This window comes from Streptomyces sp. NPDC040622, assembly GCF_055593965.1.
Map to the genome: position 1 here is coordinate 303,975 of NZ_JBVIXD010000008.1, position 15,882 is coordinate 319,856.

The window sequence follows — 15,882 nt, forward strand, 5'->3', positions numbered from 1 at the left end:
TTCCTCGCCTGCTGGGGCGATCGGAGTGCTTATCTCCCCCCCCTCCCCCCCCCCCCCCCCCCCCCCCCCCCCCCCCCCCCCCCCCCCCCCCCCCCCCCCCCCCCCCCCCCCCCCCCCCCCCCCGCGGCCCCGTCGAGTTCCGCTCACCTCATGTGACCTGCGGCACCGCGCTCTGGTCCGACGTGTCGGACCGGTCGGCACCATGCGGGCCGGACCGCTCTCGGATGGTCTGGACGATCGCCGAGAAGTCCCGCGCCGCACCCCCGTCCGCAGCGAACCGCTCGTACAACTCGGCTGCGCGCAGGCCGAGTTCGGCGCGCACCCCGGCAGCCCGGGCCGCGTCGGCGGCCAGGCCGAGGTCCTTGGCCATCAGGGCGGCGGCGAAACCCGGTCGGTAGTCGCGGTTGGCCGGGCTCGCGGGGACGGGTCCTGGCACCGGACAGTTGGAGGTGAGGGCCCAGCACTGCCCGGACGCGGTGGACGCCACGTCGAACAGGGCCTGCGAGGACAGCCCCAGGCTCTCGCCGAGCACGAAGGCCTCGCTGACGGCGACCATCGAGACGCCGAGGATCATGTTGTTGCAGATCTTCGCCGCCTGCCCGGCGCCGGCGCCCCCGCAGTGCACGGCGCGCTTCCCCATCGCGTTCAGCAGGGTCTCGGCCTCGGTGAACTCCGCCGCGCCGCCGCCCGCCATGAAGGTGAGCGTGCCTGCGTCGGCCCCCACGACACCGCCGGACACGGGGGCGTCGAGACCGTGGTGGCCCGCGGCGGTGACGGCCTCGTGGGCGGCGCGGGCGTCGGCGACGTCGATGGTGGAGCAGTCGACGAACAGCGTGCCGGGCGCGGCCGCCGCCAGGAGTCCCTCCTCACGGTAGAGGGCGAGGACGTGACGTCCGGCGGGGAGCATGGTGATCACGACGTCGGCGCCCTGCGCGGCCTCGACGGCCGAGGTGGCGGGGAGCACTCCCCCGGCCGTGGCCGCGGTCATGGCGTCGGCGGACAGGTCGTGGCCGACGACGCGATGTCCCGCCGCGACCAGGTTCGCGGCCATGGGGCCGCCCATGTTGCCGAGTCCGATGAAGGCGATGCTCCTGCCTTGCGCCGCCCCCTTCGCCTCCGCCGGCTCCGTCGGCTCGATCGGCTCGATCGGCTCGATCGGCTCGATCGGCTCCGCGCTTTCGGTGTTGCTCACCACGCCACCTCCTGTGTCACGACGCCGTCGGCCAGGGCGAGTTCCCGGTCGCCGAGGGGCGCGAAGAATCGTCGGACGTCGTCCCCTGTCACCTCGGCGAGCGTGCCGGGGTTCCAGCGGGGCGCGCGGTCCTTGTCGATGACCTGGGCGCGGATGCCCTCGGCCAGGTCGTGCGAGGTCAGCGCGGCACACGAGACCCGGTACTCCTGGTCCAACACCGCCTCCAGCGAACCGAGTTCGCGTGCCCGGAGCAGCGCGTGCAGCGTCACCTTGAGGGCGGTGGGCGACCGGGAGAGCAGCGTCTCGGCCGCTTCCTTCGCCGCGCGCGAGCCGTCCGCGTGGAGGCGGTCGATGACTTCCTCGACGGTGGGGGCCGCGTAGCAGTGGTCGATCCACGCCCTCTCGTCGGCGAGTTGGCCGGGCGGCGCGTCCTCGACGTACCGCGGTAGCACCTCACGTACCGGCGCCTCGGCGAGGTCGGCGACGAAGCCGGGCAGCGCGGACGAGGGTACGAAGTGGTCGGCGAGGCCGCACCTCAGGGCGTCGCCCGCCGTCACGTGTGCTCCGGTGAGGGCGAGATGGGTGCCGAGCCCGCCGGGCGCGAGGCTCAGCAGATAGGTGCCGCCGACGTCGGGCACGAAGCCGATGCCGGTCTCGGGCATGGCGACCCGGGAGCGTTCGGTGACCACGCGCACACTGCCGTGCACCGAGACGCCCACGCCGCCGCCCATCACGAATCCGTCCATGACGGCGACGTAGGGCTTGGGGTAGCGGGCGATGCGGGCGTCGAGACGGTACTCGTCGCGCCAGAAGTGCCGCGTCGCCCCGCCGTCGCCCGTCGTGACGTCCTCGTGAATGGAACGGATGTCGCCGCCCGCGCACAGCCCGCGGTCCCCGGCGCCGGTGAGGACGACGGTCTCGACGGCGGGGTCGTGTTCCCAGGCGGTCAGCGCCCCGTCGATGCGGCGCACCATGGCATGGGTGAGGGCGTTGAGGGCCTTGGGGCGGTTGAGGACCAGATGGGCCGCGCGCCCCTCGACCCGCAGCGTCACGGCGTCGTCGGCCGCCGTCACCGGACGGCCTCGGTCAGCCCGCGGGCCACGATCAGGCGCATGATCTCGTTGGTTCCTTCCAGGATCTGGTGGACCCGCAGGTCACGGACGATCTTCTCGATGCCGTACTCGCTCAAATAGCCGTATCCGCCGTGCAGTTGGAGCGCCCGGTCGGCCACGGAGTAGCCGGTGTCGGTGGCGAACCGCTTGGCCATGGCGCACAGCTCCGGGGCGCGTGGATCGCCCCGGTCCAGGGCGTCGGCGGCCTGGCGCACCAGTGCGCGGGCGGCGGAGAGCTCGGTGGCCATGTCGGCGAGCCGGAACCGCAGTGCCTGCGCGTCCAGGAGGGACGAGCCGAACGCCTCCCGGTCGGCGAGATGGGCCACGCTGCGGTGCAGGGCGCTCTGTGCGCCGCCGAGCGAGCAGGCCGCGATGCCGAGGCGACCGCCGTTGAGGCCGTTCATGGCGATGCGGAAGCCGTCGCCCTCGGCACCGAGCCTGCGGTCGGCGGGGACGCGCACGCCGTCGAGCAGGACCTGGCGGGTGGGCTGGGCGTTCCAGCCCATCTTGCGTTCGTCGGCGCCGAAGGAGAGACCGGGGTCGTCCCGTTCGACGACGAACGCGGAGATACCGCCGGGGCCTTCCTCGCCGGTGCGCGCCATCACGATGTACACGCGTGCGGCCCCAGCCCCCGAGATGAACTGCTTGACGCCGGTCAGGACGTACGCGTCACCGTCCCGTTCGGCGCGCGTCCGCAGGGCTGCGGCGTCCGATCCGGCGCCGGGTTCGGTGAGGCAGTAGCTGCCCAGCGACGCGGCGGTGCACAGGTCCGGCAGCCAGCGGGCGCGCTGCCCCTCGTCGCCGTACCGGTCGATCATCCAGGCGACCATGTTGTGGATGGAGAGGTATCCGGCGATGGAGGGGCAGCCGGTGGCCAGCGCCTCGAAGACGAGTGTGCCGTCGCTCCGGCAGAGCCCCGAACCGCCATGTTCCTCGCGTACGTAGACGCCACCGAGGCCCAGTTCGGCGGCCTTGCGCAGCACGTCCACGGGGAAGTGCTTGTCGCGGTCCCAGGCGACGGCGTGCGGTGCGAGGTGCTCGTCGGCGAAGTCGAGCGTGACCTCTGCCAGGGCGAGCTGGTCCTTGGTGAGGGTGGTGCCCATCGATGTCATCGCCGTCATCCCATCGTCGGGATGGTGAAGCTCGCGCCTTCCCTGATCCCCGAGGGCCAGCGCGAGGTGACGGTCTTGGTGCGGGTGTAGAAGCGGACGGCGTCGGGGCCGTGCTGGTTCAGGTCGCCGAATCCGGAGCGCTTCCAGCCGCCGAACGTGTGGTAGGCGACCGGGACGGGGATCGGCACGTTGACGCCGACCATGCCGGCGCCGACGCGCCGTGTGAAGTCACGTGCGGTGTCGCCGTCCCTGGTGAAGATCGCGACGCCGTTGCCGTAGGGGTGCTCGGTGGGCAGGCGCAGGGCCGCCTCGTAGTCCGCCGCGCGGGCCACGCACAGCACCGGGCCGAAGATCTCCTCGCGGTAGATCCGCATGCGCGGCGAGACGCGGTCGAAGAGGGTGGCTCCGGCGAAGAATCCGTTCTCGTGCCCGGGCAGGGTGAAGTCACGCCCGTCGACGACAAGTTCGGCCCCTTCGTTGACGCCGATGTCCACGTACCGGCGCACCCGGTCGAGCGCATCCCGGGTCACCAGGGGGCCGAAGTCCGCCTCGGGGTCGTCGGAACGGCCGATGCGCAGTCCGGCGACGCGCTTCTTGAGGCGGGCGACGAGCGCGTCCGCGGTCTCCTCGCCCACGGGAACGGCGACGGAGATGGCCATGCAGCGCTCCCCCGCCGAGCCGTACCCGGCGCCGATCAGGGCGTCCACGGCCTGGTCGAGGTCGGCGTCCGGCATGACGATCATGTGGTTCTTGGCGCCGCCGAAGCACTGGGCGCGCTTGCCGTGCGCGGCGGCGGTGGCGTAGATGTGCGCGGCGATCGGTGTGGAGCCGACGAAGCCGAGCGCCTGGACGCGCGAGTCCTCCAGGAGGGTGTCGACGCTCTCCTTGCCGCCGTTGACGACGTTCAGGACGCCGGGCGGCAGGCCCGCCTCCAGGAACAGTTCGGCGAGCCTCAGCGGCACCGAGGGGGCACGTTCGGAGGGCTTGAGGACGAAGGAGTTGCCGCAGGCCAGTGCGGGTGCCGCCTTCCACAGCGGGATCATCGCGGGGAAGTTGAAGGGAGTGATCCCGGCGGTGACGCCGAGCGGTACCCGCAGGGAGTGCACGTCGATGCCGGTGCCGGCGTTGTCGCTGAACTCGCCCTTCAGCAGGTGCGGGATTCCCGCGGCGAACTCCACGACCTCCAGACCTCGTTGCAGATCGCCGTGCGCGTCGGCGACGGTCTTGCCGTGCTCGCTGGACAGCTGCCGCGCCAGCGACTCCCGCTCGCCCTCGACGAGTTGGAGGAAGCGCAGCAGGACGCGGGCGCGCCGCTGCGGGTTCCACTCGCCCCAGGCCCGCTGGGCGGACGCGGCATCGGCGATCGCCACCTCCGTCTCCGCCCGCCCCGCGAGCGGCACATGTGCCTGTACGGAGCCGGAGTTGGGGTCGTACACGTCGGCGAAGAGCCCGGAGGCGCCGCGCACGTGCTTGCCGCCGATGAAATGTGTCAGTTCACGGACCATGAGAGCCTGCTCTCGTCAGGTGCGATCCGGGGATGGCACGGCAGGCCGACGACGCCACCGGGTGAGGGGCGCGGAAGGGTCCGCCGTGGGACGCGAAGGCCTAAGAGCCGCCGTGGAGTCGAGCGCAGGCAGGGGCCGTCGCTCGCTTCGCCGGATCACCTGGGTCGTGGGTACGGACCGGTGCCATGCGTGTCTGCTCCATCCTCGTGGACAACACGGAACACCCCGCGGCCGGTATCCTGACTCCCGGATCAGCGCGCGTTCTCCCGCCTTCCCGACGGGACTTGTCCGTCAGTGGCGTATCGCTCCGCGAGAACGCACTCCCCGGTCACAGTGGCGGGACCGCGCCGGATTCACACCGGCTTCCCTGCACCGCGGGCTCTGGTCACGAACATATAGTTGGACGTCCTAGTAAGTCCACCCCGACTTTCCGGCGCCCCCTCGGCAACGCCGCGGTGACTCGCACCGGCGAGTAGTCGTATCGCACAGGTCACGGGCACAGCGCTGCCGGCAGGCGCTCCTCGCGCACCGGGCACAGGCGTGGCGTCGGCCGATCGCAGGCAACCCGACGGCCGCACGCCTGCCGGTCACGCGGTCACTGGCCGTCCTTCAACTTGATGATCTTGCCGTTCTTGTCGAGCGTGTGGTCGTTCCAGTAGGTGTCCCACTTGTCGCCGACGTGCTCGGGCACCTTGCCCTCGGGGTAGCGGGCGTACCCCTTCGGCGGCTCCTGCCCGTCGGGCTGGCACGCGGACCCGCTGCCGCCGACGCGCAGGACCGGGTACTCACCGCCGCCGCAGGTCGCGTCCTGCACGGAACAGCTCGTCAGCACCGCGGCCGTCACGCCGGCCAGGGCCAGGCCCACGGCGGCCCGCGCCGGGCGGCTGCCGATCGCTCGCGAGGTCGGACGAACTCGGATGGTCCTACGCACAGCTGGCTCCCTCTCATCGACTGGTGAGACCAGCTTGCGCGGGCCGCCAGGATTGATCATGAGTACGGGTACTCAGGCGGCGGAGTCGCCCTACCTGTTTCCGCGGGCAGCCGAAAGGCGCGACCGCTCCGCAGGCGCCGCCCCGCACCCGGGGATCACCTCACTCGTGGCGCGCCCCGCCGTCCAGGACCACGTCGACGGCGTGGCGGCGGTGCGCGGCGAAGCGTTCGAGGGCGGTGCCGGTGTCCCGGGAGCGCAGCGCGTCGACGAGTTCCCGGTGTTCGTGCGGGACGCGGTCGAGGTAGCCCTGGGCGCTGCGGCCGATCCGGGTCAGCAGGAACAGATGGACCTGGCAGCGGATGCCCTCCCACGCCTCGACGAGGCGGCGGTGACCCCCGGCCGCGAAGACGGCGTCGTGGAACTCGATGTCGCGGCGCACCATGTCGTGCGCGTCGACGGCCCGGTCCATCGCCTCCGCCGTCTTGCCCAGGGAGGAGAGCTCCTCCTCCGAAGCGCGCGCGATCACCTCGCGCACGGCGAGGTCCTCCAACACGGCGCGCAGGCTGTCGAGTTCGGCCACGTCCTCGGGGGACAGCGTCGTCACCGTCGTGCCCCGGTGCCACGCACAGTGGACCAACCCCTCGCGTTCCAGCAACCGCAGGGCTTCGCGCACCGGACCGCGGCTCACGTCCATCGCGAAGGACAGCTCCACCTCGCGCAGCTGCGCGCCGGGAGCGTAGGCCCCGTTGAAGATGGCCTCGCGGATCCGGTCCGCGACCTCGTCGGCCAGGCCGCGGCGCCGCGCGGGCGCCACCCGCCCCTGCTCATCCATGTCTTGGCTCACTCGTCTCTTGCTCTCACCAGGGCCACCAATGTTAACGTGCGACCCAACTCCTAATGTCAACATTCAGACACCGGGTCAGGGCGACAGCACCCAGACCGCCCCCGACGGAAGGGCAGCGCCGGACATGAGCGTTCTCGACTCCCCCATCCCGCGGTTCCACCTGGCCGTACCGGTCGACGACCTGGCCGCCGCGCGTCTCTTCTACGGCGAGGTCCTCGGCCTCGAACAGGGCCGCAGCGCGGAGACCTGGGTGGACTGGAACCTGCACGGGCACCAGTTCGTCACCCACCTCGCGCCGGAACGCGGCCGGCAGATCCACAACCCGGTCGACGGGCACGCCGTCCCGGTGCCGCACTTCGGGCTGATCCTGACGGTTCCCGCGTTCCGGGAGCTCGCCGGGCGACTGCGCTCGGCGGGCGTCGAGTTCGTCATCGAGCCCTACACCCGCTTCGAGGGGCAGAAGGGTGAGCAGTGGACGATGTTCCTCCTCGACCCGGCGGGCAACGCCCTGGAGTTCAAGGCCTTCGCCGACGACTCCCAGGTCTTCGCCGCCTGAGGCCGACGGACCGACGTACGGGCGGCAGGACGGGCGGGGTGATGTCGGTGGTCGTGACGCAGCCGTGTCCGGTTCCGGTGACGCAGTCGCCGCCGGAGGTCGTGGTGGTGACCGCGTTGCGCAGCGTCTTGTCGCCGCCCTTCCTGACCGTCACGGAGTCGGTGATCTTCCCGCCGGGTAGAGCCGAGCTGGACCGCGGCGCGGGGCGGGGTCTTGTGCGGGCTCAGGGACTGGGAGGTGGTCGTGGTGGTGCAGCGGGGGCTGCCACTACTGCCACTGGCCGTGGGCGATTCGGTGCGCGATCACCCGCCTGCCGCCACCCCTTCCTGTACGTCAGGAGAGCGTGCGGACCACCTCGCGCACCCGGCCGGCGAGGGACTCCGGCAGCGGTGCGTAGTGCAGCGCGGACAGCTCTTTCTGTCCCGTCCCGCTCGCCGTGTAGGCCAGGAACGACTTGAGCGCGGGCAGGGTCTCGGGGCGGTTGCCCTGGTCGCAGACGATCTCGTAGGTGACCTGGACGATGGGGTACGCGCCCGGGGCCGAGGCACCGTGGCGGAACTTCAGCGTCATGTCGCCGCCCTCGCCCGCGACACGGGCCTGGGCGATGCCGGCCGACGCCGTCGTGGGCGTCGGTTCGACCGGGGCGGGCGCGCCCGTGTCGATGCTCACGGTCTTGACCTCGCGGGCCCGCGCGAACGACAGCTCGAAGTAGCCGATGGCGCCGAAGCCCGACGTCACCTCCGAGGCGACACCGCTCGATCCGCTCGCCGACGCGCCGCCCGTGCCCTGCCAGGCCTTGCTGACCGGGTGGGTCCAGGCCTCGGGAGCGGCACCCGCGAGATAGGACTGGAAGTTGTGCGTGGTGCCGGAGTCGTCCGAGCGGTGCACGGGGCGTATGGGCATCGACGGCAGCTCGGCGCCGGGGTTGAGGCGCCGGATCTCCTCGTCGTCCCAGCTGGTGATCTTCTGGTCGAAGATCCTGGCGAGGGTCGCGGCGTCGAGGACCAGGTCCTCCACGCCGGGCACGTCGTAACCGATCGCGATGGGGCCGCCGACCATCGGCAGGTCGATCGCACGGCCGCCGCGGCAGACGTCCTTGGAGCGCTCGACCTCGTCGGGCTTCAGCGCGCTGTCGGAGCCGCCGAACGCGGTCGCGCCCCGCAGGAACTGCGCGCCGCCCGCCCCCGATCCGATGGGGTTGTAGGCGATCCGCACGCCCGGGCAGGCGCGTTGGTAGTTCTTGATCCAGTACTTCATCGCGTTCTGCTGCGCACTCGATCCGGTCCCCGGGACCTTGCCCGCGGCAGCGCAGTCGATCCCCGAGACGGCGGCGGCATCGGCGGGGCCCCGCCCGGCGCCGGCATCGTCATCGTCGTCGAGGCCCGCGAATCCGCATCCCGCCAGGGACAGTGACAGCAGGGCCGTCAGGGAGACCGCGGCGCACCCTCTTGCGCCTTGGTACGTACGTCCTGGACGTGGGCGTTGCAACGTTGTCCCCTCGGAATACCGCGACATCGGTCTCGGCCGGTACTCCGACTCCCGGCCGACCTCAGATGCTCGCCGATCGAGGGCCGCGGCGGGTGACGGGCAGGCGAACATCGGGCGACGCGCCGCGGTACGGGGGCCGATCGGCAGGCGGGCCCGGACGGGGAGCGAGCGGCGCGAGGGCCGCGAACGGGGTGTCCTACACTCCGCCCCATGAAGATCGCGCCCGCTGCCGTCACCGAGGACCTGGCGCCGACCGGCGTGCTGCGTGCCTCCGTCAACCTGGGCAACCCGGTGCTCGCCCAGGGCACTTCGGCGGCCCCCTCCGGCATCACCGTCGACATCGCGCGTGAGGTCGCCGCGCGGCTCGGCGTCCCCGTGGAGTTCCTGTGCTTCGACGCGGCACGCTCGTCGTACGAGGCGATGGCGGAGGGCCGGGCCGACCTGTGCTTCCTGGCCGTCGAACCGGCCCGCGAGGGCGAGGTCGCCTTCACCGCGCCGTACGTCGTGATCGAGGGCGTGTACGCCGTGCCCCGGGACTCGCCCCTCCGCACGGCCGCCGACGTCGACCGCGCCGGTGTGCGGATCGGCGTGAAGCGCGGCTCCGCCTACGACCTGTTCCTCACCCGCACCCTGCGGCACGCGAGTGTCGTGCGCGGCGACGAGGGAGTCGAGGCCTTTCGCACGGGGGGCCTTGAGGTCGCGGCGGGCATCCGGCAGCCGCTTGCCGCGTACGTGGCCGCCCATCCCGGACTGCGCCTGATCGAGGACCGTTTCATGCAGATCCGGCAGGCCGTGGGCACGACACGGACCCGTACGCCCGAGACCGTCGGTTTCCTCCGTGACCTCGTCGAGGAGCTCAAGGCGACCGGGTTCGTCGCCGCCTCCCTGCGCGGTTCGGGGCAGAGCGACACGCTCGTCGCCCCACCCGGGTAGTCTGCCGACGGTACGCACCCCCACCAGGAGCTGAGATGCCCGGTCACCCGAGCACGCGCTGACGCATCAGGTCGTCCGACCCGTCATCGCGTGCTGCCCGTAGCCGCGGCACAGCGAGCCCTTTTCCGCTCTCTCGGCTCCCGCAGTTCCTGCGGCTCCCTCACGGGGTTGTTGTGCCCTCTCTTGCGCGTGCCTCGGGCACCGTCCTTCGCGATCCCGGCTTCCGTCTGCTCTGGGTGGGCCAGACCGCCTCCCAGTTCGGGGCGCAGGCCGCCCAGATCGTCCTGCCGCTCATCGCCGTCCTCTCCCTCGACGCCTCCACCGGCGGGCTCGGCGCGCTGCGCGCGGTCGAGCAGACCCCGATCCTGCTGTTCTCCCTGTTCGCCGGCGCGTGGGTGGACCGCAGACGCGCCCGTGACGTGATGGTCCAGTCCGATCTGGGCCGCGTGCTGGCCCTGGGGTCCGTCGCCCTCGCGCATCTCCTCGGCGTCCTCGGCCTGCCGGTGCTGTTCGTCGTCGCCTTCGCCGTCGGCGTGCTCGGCGTGTACTTCGACGTGGCCTGTCAGACGTGCCTCGTACGCCTGGTGGCGCGCGAGGAGTTGGCGCGGGGCAACAGCGCGCTGGAGGGCAGCAGGTCCGCCGCGCAGATCGGCGGTCCCGCGCTCGGCGGTGCGCTGGTGTCGGCCCTGTCGGCACCGGTCGCCGCCCTGTCGAGCTCGGCCTTCTTCGCGGTGTCGGCGCTGTCCATCGGCCGCATCCGCCGGGCGGAGCGGCTGCCCGCGACCCCGGCCGGGCCGGTGAGCGTGTGGGGGCGGATACGCGAAGGGCTGTGGCTGGTCGCCGGACATCCCGCGCTGCGGGCCGTGGGGCTCGCCTCGGCCGCGTTCCAGTTCTCCTTCGCGGCCCTGATGACCGTGTACCTGCTCTTCCTGCCCCGCGAGCTGCACCTGTCGGGCGCCGCCATCGGTCTCGCGCTCGCGGCGACCGGGCCGGGGGCGGTCGTGGGGTCGCTGCTGGCCGCCCGGCTCCCGGGGCGGTTCGGGTACGGCCGGGTGCTGGTGGCCGCCGCGGCGCTGGCCGACGCAGTGATGCTCTGCGTGCCCGCGCTGCGCGGCCCCTCCGGCCTGACGGTCGGTCTGCTCATGGGCGTCAACTTCGTCTTCGGTGTCTTCAGCCAGCTGGTCAACGTCACGGTCATGGCCGTGCGTCAGGCCGTCACGCCCGTCGGGGTCCAGGGTCGGGTGGTCGCCACGGTCCACTTCGCCGGCATGGGGATGACCCCGCTCGGCTCATTGCTCGGCGGGTTCCTGGCCGACGCGGCGGGGCTGCGCACCGGGCTCCTGCTGACCGCGGTCGGTCTCGCGCTGTCGCCGTTGTGCATGGCGCTGTCCCCGCTGGCGCGGCTCGGGCGGACCCTGCCGCTCTGACGTGGCTGTTCCTCGCTTGCTGCGGGCCGGCCGCGGCCTCGTGGTCCGGCCGGGCCGGTACGTCCCCCGTCAACGGCGAGGCGTGCCCGGCGGGCCGTCGCTCACAGCGGCCCCGGGCCGAGAAGCTGGCCTCCGTCCACGACGAGCGTCTCGCCGGTGATCCAGCGGGCGCCGTCCCCGGCGAGGAACGCCACGGCCTCCCCCAGGTCCTCGGGTTCCCCGATACGACCGAGGGGGGTGGCCGCGGCGACCCGCGCCTCGTTCTCCTGCCAGAGCGCCTCGGCCAGTTTCGTGCGGACGACACCGGGAGCGATGGCGTTGACCCGGACCTTCGGCGCCAGCTCCAGGGCGAGTTGCTTGGTGAGGTGGATGAGGGCGGCCTTCGAGACGTGGTAGACGCCGACGTCCTGGGCGACCGTGTACCCGCCGATGGAGGCGGTGTTGACGACGGATCCGCCGTGCTCGCCCATCCACGCCTTCACCGCGAGCGACGTCCACAGGATCGGCGCCCAGAGGTTGACGTCCATCGTCTTGGCGAAGCGCCCGTGGTCCTGGTCGATGACGGGGCCGTACGCGGGATTCGTACCGGCGTTGTTGACGAGGATGTCGAGGCTGCCGTACGTGGCGACGGCGTGGTCGACGCAGGCACGGGCGGCGGCCTCGTCGGTGGCGTGGGCGCCGAACCCCTCGACCCCCACGCCCAGTTGGCGGGCCGCCTCCTTGGCACGCTCCTCGCTGCGGGAGGTGACCACGACCTGCGCCCCGCGGTCGCGCAGCGCGGCGGCGGCCGCGAGGCCGATGCCCCGCGACGCGCCCGTGACGACGGCGACCTTGCCCTCCAGCGGGCCGCTCATCGCGCGGTCCGCTCGCTGTCGCGGCGGCGCAGTTCCCGCAGCGCGATGGTGCGCTTGTGCACCTCGTCGGGGCCGTCGGCCAGGCGCAGCGTGCGCAGGTGGGCGTACATGCCGGCGAGCGGGAAGTCGTCGCTGACCCCGGCGCCGCCGTGCACCTGGATCGCCCGGTCCACGACCTTCAGGGCGACCTCGGGCGCGGCGACCTTGATGGCGGCGATCTCCGTGCGGGCCTCCTTGTTGCCGACGGTGTCCATGAGGTGCGCGGCCTTGAGGGTCAGCAGGCGCGCCATGTCGATCTCGATGCGGGACTCGGCGATCCAGTCCTGGATGTTGGCCCGGTCGGCCAGCGGGGCCCCGAACGTCGTGCGCGACCGGGCGCGGTCGATCATCAGGTCCAGGGCGCGTTCCGCCATGCCGACCGCCCGCATGCAGTGGTGGATGCGGCCGGGCCCGAGCCGCGCCTGGCTGATCATGAAGCCGTCGCCCTCGCCCGCGAGCAGGGCGGCGGCGGGAACGCGCACGTCCTCGAAGAGCACCTCGGCGTGGCCCTCGCGGTCCTGGTATCCGAAGACGGGCAGACCGCGCAGGACCGTGACGCCCTGGGTGTCGAGGGGGACCACCATCATGCTCTGCTGGCGGTGACTGGGCCCGTCCGGGTCGGTCTTGCCCATGACGATGAGCACCCGGCAGTTGCGGTGCAGGGCGTTGGAGGTCCACCACTTGCGGCCGTTGAGGACGTAGTCGTCGCCGTCACGGACCATGCGCATCTCGATGTTGCGGGCGTCGGAGCTGGCGACCGCCGGTTCGGTCATGGCGAACGCGGAGGCGATCTCACCGGCGAGCAGCGGCTTCAGCCACTGCTCCTTGTGCTCCTCCGTGCCGAACAGCGTGAGGACCTCCATGTTGCCGGTGTCCGGCGCGTTGCAGTTGGTGGCCTCGGGGGCGAGGTGCGCGCTGCGGCCCATGATCTCGGCCAGCGTCGCGTACTCCAGGTTGGTCAGGCCCGGGCCCCACTCGGGGTGCGGGTGGAAGAGGTTCCACAGCCCCTGCCGCTTCGCCTCGGCCTTCAACTCCTCGATGACCGGCGGGTGGAAGTGCGGGTCGCCCGACTCCGCCATCTGCGTCTCGTACACCGCCTCGGCGGGGTAGATGTGCTCGTCCATGAAGGCGAGCAGCTTCTCCTGGTACGCCTTGGCCCTGTCGGTCACGTCGAACACGGGTCCTCCAACGGTCTGGGTCCGGTCTGATTCTGGCCCCCGGCCCGCCCTGCGCGCGCCGATGACCACAGGTGCGGAACGCGTCTGCGCGTGCGGGCCGCGAAGGTCACTGCTTGGCGGCCGGCGCGAGCAGGCGCGCCAGCTCCGCCGCCGTGGTGGCCGCGTCGCGGTGGACGACCCCGGCGATGCCGAGCCGTTCGGCGGCCGTGATGTTCTGCGGCAGGTCGTCGACCATGACGGTGTCCTCGGGGTGTACGCCGAGACGTTCGCACGCGGTGGCGTAGGCCCGCCGGGACGGCTTGCGCACCCCGATCTCGCGGGACACCGTCACGGCGTCGAACATCGCGGGCAGGTCGAAGCCTGCGTAGCAGTCGTCACCGAGGGAGTTGGAGAGCAGTCCGGCCCGGTGTCCGTCGGCCCGGACCTTCGCCACCAGGGCGATCATCGCGGGGTCGGGGCGCAACCGGGCCTGCATGCGGCGCACGAGGCCCGGCCCTTCGACGCTCGCCCCGTGCGCCCGCAGGCGTACCGCGAAGCCGTTCTCGAACTCCCGCTCCTCGATGCGCCCTTCCTCGTGCGCCACGAGCAGCGCGCTGCTCTCCTCGTCCTTGGCGAGCAGCCGGAGCAACAGCCGGGGGGCGCCGGCCAGTTCCGTGCCCAGTTCCTCGAAGGCGGTGACAACGCTGGTGGTCAGTACCCCGCCGAAGTCGAACAGGACCGCACCGCGTGTCCGTACGTCACTCATCGCACCGCGCCTTCATTCGTCCCGGCTCCCGGTCCATGTCAACGTAATTGAATCCGGGTTCAGGTTCAAGGGAGAGTACCCGGCGGGACCGTGCGCGTCAGTCCATCCGCTGCTTGCGGAGGCCTCAAGGCATCCCTGAACGCCTTTCGCCGGATCCGTCGCGGGAACGGGACCACCCTCCCCGTACGCTCGAACCCCGCGTACACTTGAACCCAACGTCAGGTTCAATACGTCGAACAGAGCCGCCCCCCGCACGAGTTCTCGCACCTCATTCCATGGACACCAGGAGATCCGCGCATGACGGAGCACATCTCGATCGCCGACTGGGAGCGTGTCGCGACGCGCCAGGTCGCCTCGGGCGACATCACGCTGCGGGTCTTCGACCACGGCGAAGGACGGCCCGGCAGGCCCCCCGTGGTGCTCTGCCACGGCTTTCCCGAGCTGGCGTTCTCCTGGCGGCACCAGCTCTTCGCGCTGGCTGATGCGGGGTACCGCGTCCTCGTGCCCGACATGCGGGGCTACGGCGGGAGCTCGCGCCCGGCCGACGTCGACGCGTACGACATCCTGACGCTCTGCGGCGACCTGGCCGCGATCCTCGACGACGTGGGCGCCGACGACGCCGTGTTCGTGGGGCACGACTGGGGTGCCATGGTGGTGTGGCAGATGGCCCTGGCCCATCCGGAGCGGGTGCGCGCGGTGGCCGGGATGAGCGTACCGGTGTCGCCGCGGGCCCCCGCGCCGCCGCTGCCGATCCTGCGCAAGCGGCTCGGCGACGACTTCTACATGGTGTGGTTCCAGGAGCCCGGCGTCGCGGACGCGGCCCTGCACCGGGACGTGCGCAAGACCCTCACCGCCAAGGAGATCTACTCGGCACGCTGGGCCGAGGAGGTCGAGGACGCCGAGGCGCGGCGGTCGTCGCCGCCGTGGCTCGACGAGGAGGAACTCGCCTACTACGTCGACACGTTCGAGCGGACCGGGTTCACGGGCGGCCTCAACTACTACCGCAACCTCGACCGGAACTGGGAGCTCACCGAGCCGCTGGCCGACCGCCGCGTCACGCAGCCCTCGCTGTTCGTCACCGGTTCCAAGGACCCCGTCGCGCAGTTCATGCCCGCGAAGGGCCTGGACGTGATGCTGGGCGACCCGCGCGGCCGCCTCGTCCTCGACGGCGCGGGACACTGGGTCCAGCAGCAGCGGCCCGACGACGTCAACGCCGCTCTCCTCCGGTTCCTCTCGGAGATCGGCTGATAGCATCCGCTGCCTCCGACACGTACAGGTTCGACCGACAGTGAATGGATCGACGTGGCTGCCCAGGCCCCGGCCGCAGACGGCGGCCAGAAGCAACCGATCACGCCCCGCAGCGCCCGTGGTGTCAGGACGCGGAACACCCTGATCGCCGCCGCCCGCGAGGTCTTCGAACGCGACGGCTATCTGGACGCCCGCATCACGGACATCTCCAAGGCGGCACACGTCGCGTCCGGGTCGTTCTACACGTACTTCAACAGCAAGGAAGAGATCTTCCAGGCGCTCGTCGAGCAGGTGCAGGAGGAGATGCTCCACCCGCACCTACGCGAGCGGACCGGCATCACCGATCCCCGCGAGCTCATCGACGCCTCGAACCGCGAGTACCTGCGCGCGTACAAGAAGAACGCCCGCCTCATGGCGCTGTTCGAGCAAGTCGCCCAGGTCGACGAGCAGTTCATGGCGCTGCGCATCGAGCGAGGCAACGCCTTCGCCCGGCGCAACGCCAAGCTGATCCGGACTCTGCAGGAGAACGGCCAGGCCGACACGAGCCTGGACCCGCTGGTGACCGCGCACGCCCTGTCGGTGATGGTGAGCCGCATGGCCTACATGGTCTTCGTCCTCGGGCAGCGCATCCCCTACGAGCGGCTCGTCACGACGCTCAACACCATCTGGGAGAACGGCCTGCAGCTGACGGACCCCTCGGCGCGGGCCTGAGCGCCCC

The 15,882-nt window shown here is 71.8% G+C and carries 15 protein-coding genes and 1 riboswitch; of the genes, 5 read left to right on the forward strand and 10 right to left on the reverse strand.

Annotation, left to right across the window (positions count from 1 at the left end):
- Positions 1 to 148: 148 nt before the first annotated feature.
- The 6 genes from mmsB to ACZ592_RS24625 all read right to left on the reverse strand — a co-directional run bounded on the left by mmsB (position 149) and on the right by ACZ592_RS24625 (position 6,684).
- On the reverse strand, positions 149 to 1,138 hold the full coding sequence (mmsB, locus tag ACZ592_RS24600) for a 3-hydroxyisobutyrate dehydrogenase (protein ID WP_471583983.1): 990 nt from the start codon (positions 1,136 to 1,138) through the stop codon (positions 149 to 151).
- Between the two features lie 50 nt (positions 1,139 to 1,188).
- Positions 1,189 to 2,265, reverse strand: a complete 1,077-nt coding sequence (locus ACZ592_RS24605; RefSeq protein WP_471583771.1) for an enoyl-CoA hydratase/isomerase family protein — start codon at positions 2,263 to 2,265, stop codon at positions 1,189 to 1,191.
- Entirely contained in the window at positions 2,262 to 3,407 is a 1,146-nt protein-coding gene (locus ACZ592_RS24610; protein ID WP_471583984.1) for an acyl-CoA dehydrogenase family protein, read from the reverse strand. The genes ACZ592_RS24605 and ACZ592_RS24610 overlap by 4 nt, the downstream gene beginning before the upstream one ends.
- 14 nt (positions 3,408 to 3,421) lie before the next feature.
- Entirely contained in the window at positions 3,422 to 4,921 is a 1,500-nt protein-coding gene (locus ACZ592_RS24615) for a CoA-acylating methylmalonate-semialdehyde dehydrogenase (RefSeq protein WP_471583772.1), read from the reverse strand.
- Positions 4,922 to 5,133: 212 nt separating this feature from the next.
- Positions 5,134 to 5,313: riboswitch (cobalamin riboswitch) on the reverse strand.
- 203 nt (positions 5,314 to 5,516) lie between these two features.
- Positions 5,517 to 5,852, reverse strand: a complete 336-nt coding sequence (locus tag ACZ592_RS24620) for an SCO0607 family lipoprotein (RefSeq protein ID WP_471583773.1) — start codon at positions 5,850 to 5,852, stop codon at positions 5,517 to 5,519.
- Positions 5,853 to 6,012: 160 nt separating this feature from the next.
- Positions 6,013 to 6,684, reverse strand: coding sequence for a GntR family transcriptional regulator (locus ACZ592_RS24625; RefSeq protein ID WP_471583774.1), 672 nt, complete (start codon positions 6,682 to 6,684; stop codon positions 6,013 to 6,015).
- 136 nt (positions 6,685 to 6,820) lie between these two features.
- On the opposite strand from ACZ592_RS24625, the gene ACZ592_RS24630 reads away from it, so the two are divergent.
- Positions 6,821 to 7,252 (forward strand): VOC family protein, encoded by a 432-nt coding sequence (locus ACZ592_RS24630; RefSeq protein WP_471583775.1) that lies wholly within the window; start codon positions 6,821 to 6,823, stop codon positions 7,250 to 7,252.
- A 333-nt stretch (positions 7,253 to 7,585) separates the two neighbouring features.
- On the opposite strand, the gene pstS is transcribed toward ACZ592_RS24630, so the two are convergent.
- Positions 7,586 to 8,740 (reverse strand): phosphate ABC transporter substrate-binding protein PstS, encoded by a 1,155-nt coding sequence (gene pstS / locus ACZ592_RS24635; RefSeq protein ID WP_471583776.1) that lies wholly within the window; start codon positions 8,738 to 8,740, stop codon positions 7,586 to 7,588.
- Between the two features lie 210 nt (positions 8,741 to 8,950).
- Here pstS and ACZ592_RS24640 point away from each other — a divergent pair, with 210 nt between their 5' ends.
- Entirely contained in the window at positions 8,951 to 9,673 is a 723-nt protein-coding gene (locus ACZ592_RS24640) for a transporter substrate-binding domain-containing protein (RefSeq protein ID WP_471583777.1), read from the forward strand.
- A 173-nt stretch (positions 9,674 to 9,846) separates the two neighbouring features.
- Positions 9,847 to 11,100 carry an MFS transporter gene (locus ACZ592_RS24645; protein ID WP_471583778.1) on the forward strand — a complete coding sequence of 418 codons (1,254 nt, stop codon included), beginning with the start codon at positions 9,847 to 9,849 and terminating at the stop codon, positions 11,098 to 11,100.
- Positions 11,101 to 11,201: 101 nt separating this feature from the next.
- Here the strand turns inward: ACZ592_RS24645 and ACZ592_RS24650 are convergent, their stop codons facing one another.
- The 3 genes from ACZ592_RS24650 to ACZ592_RS24660 form a co-directional block, all read right to left on the reverse strand.
- Positions 11,202 to 11,954 carry an SDR family oxidoreductase gene (locus ACZ592_RS24650; RefSeq protein ID WP_471583779.1) on the reverse strand — a complete coding sequence of 251 codons (753 nt, stop codon included), beginning with the start codon at positions 11,952 to 11,954 and terminating at the stop codon, positions 11,202 to 11,204.
- On the reverse strand, positions 11,951 to 13,171 hold the full coding sequence (locus tag ACZ592_RS24655; RefSeq protein WP_471583780.1) for an acyl-CoA dehydrogenase family protein: 1,221 nt from the start codon (positions 13,169 to 13,171) through the stop codon (positions 11,951 to 11,953). Before ACZ592_RS24655 ends, ACZ592_RS24650 begins: the two co-directional genes overlap by 4 nt.
- 106 nt (positions 13,172 to 13,277) lie before the next feature.
- The gene (locus ACZ592_RS24660) at positions 13,278 to 13,916 is read right to left on the reverse strand and encodes an HAD family hydrolase (protein WP_471583781.1); all 639 of its coding nucleotides are present in this window, start codon (positions 13,914 to 13,916) and stop codon (positions 13,278 to 13,280) included.
- Between the two features lie 297 nt (positions 13,917 to 14,213).
- Here ACZ592_RS24660 and ACZ592_RS24665 point away from each other — a divergent pair, with 297 nt between their 5' ends.
- The gene (locus tag ACZ592_RS24665) at positions 14,214 to 15,164 is read left to right on the forward strand and encodes an alpha/beta fold hydrolase (protein ID WP_471583782.1); all 951 of its coding nucleotides are present in this window, start codon (positions 14,214 to 14,216) and stop codon (positions 15,162 to 15,164) included.
- A 54-nt stretch (positions 15,165 to 15,218) separates the two neighbouring features.
- On the forward strand, positions 15,219 to 15,875 hold the full coding sequence (locus tag ACZ592_RS24670; protein WP_471583783.1) for a TetR/AcrR family transcriptional regulator: 657 nt from the start codon (positions 15,219 to 15,221) through the stop codon (positions 15,873 to 15,875).
- Positions 15,876 to 15,882 lie beyond the last annotated feature (7 nt).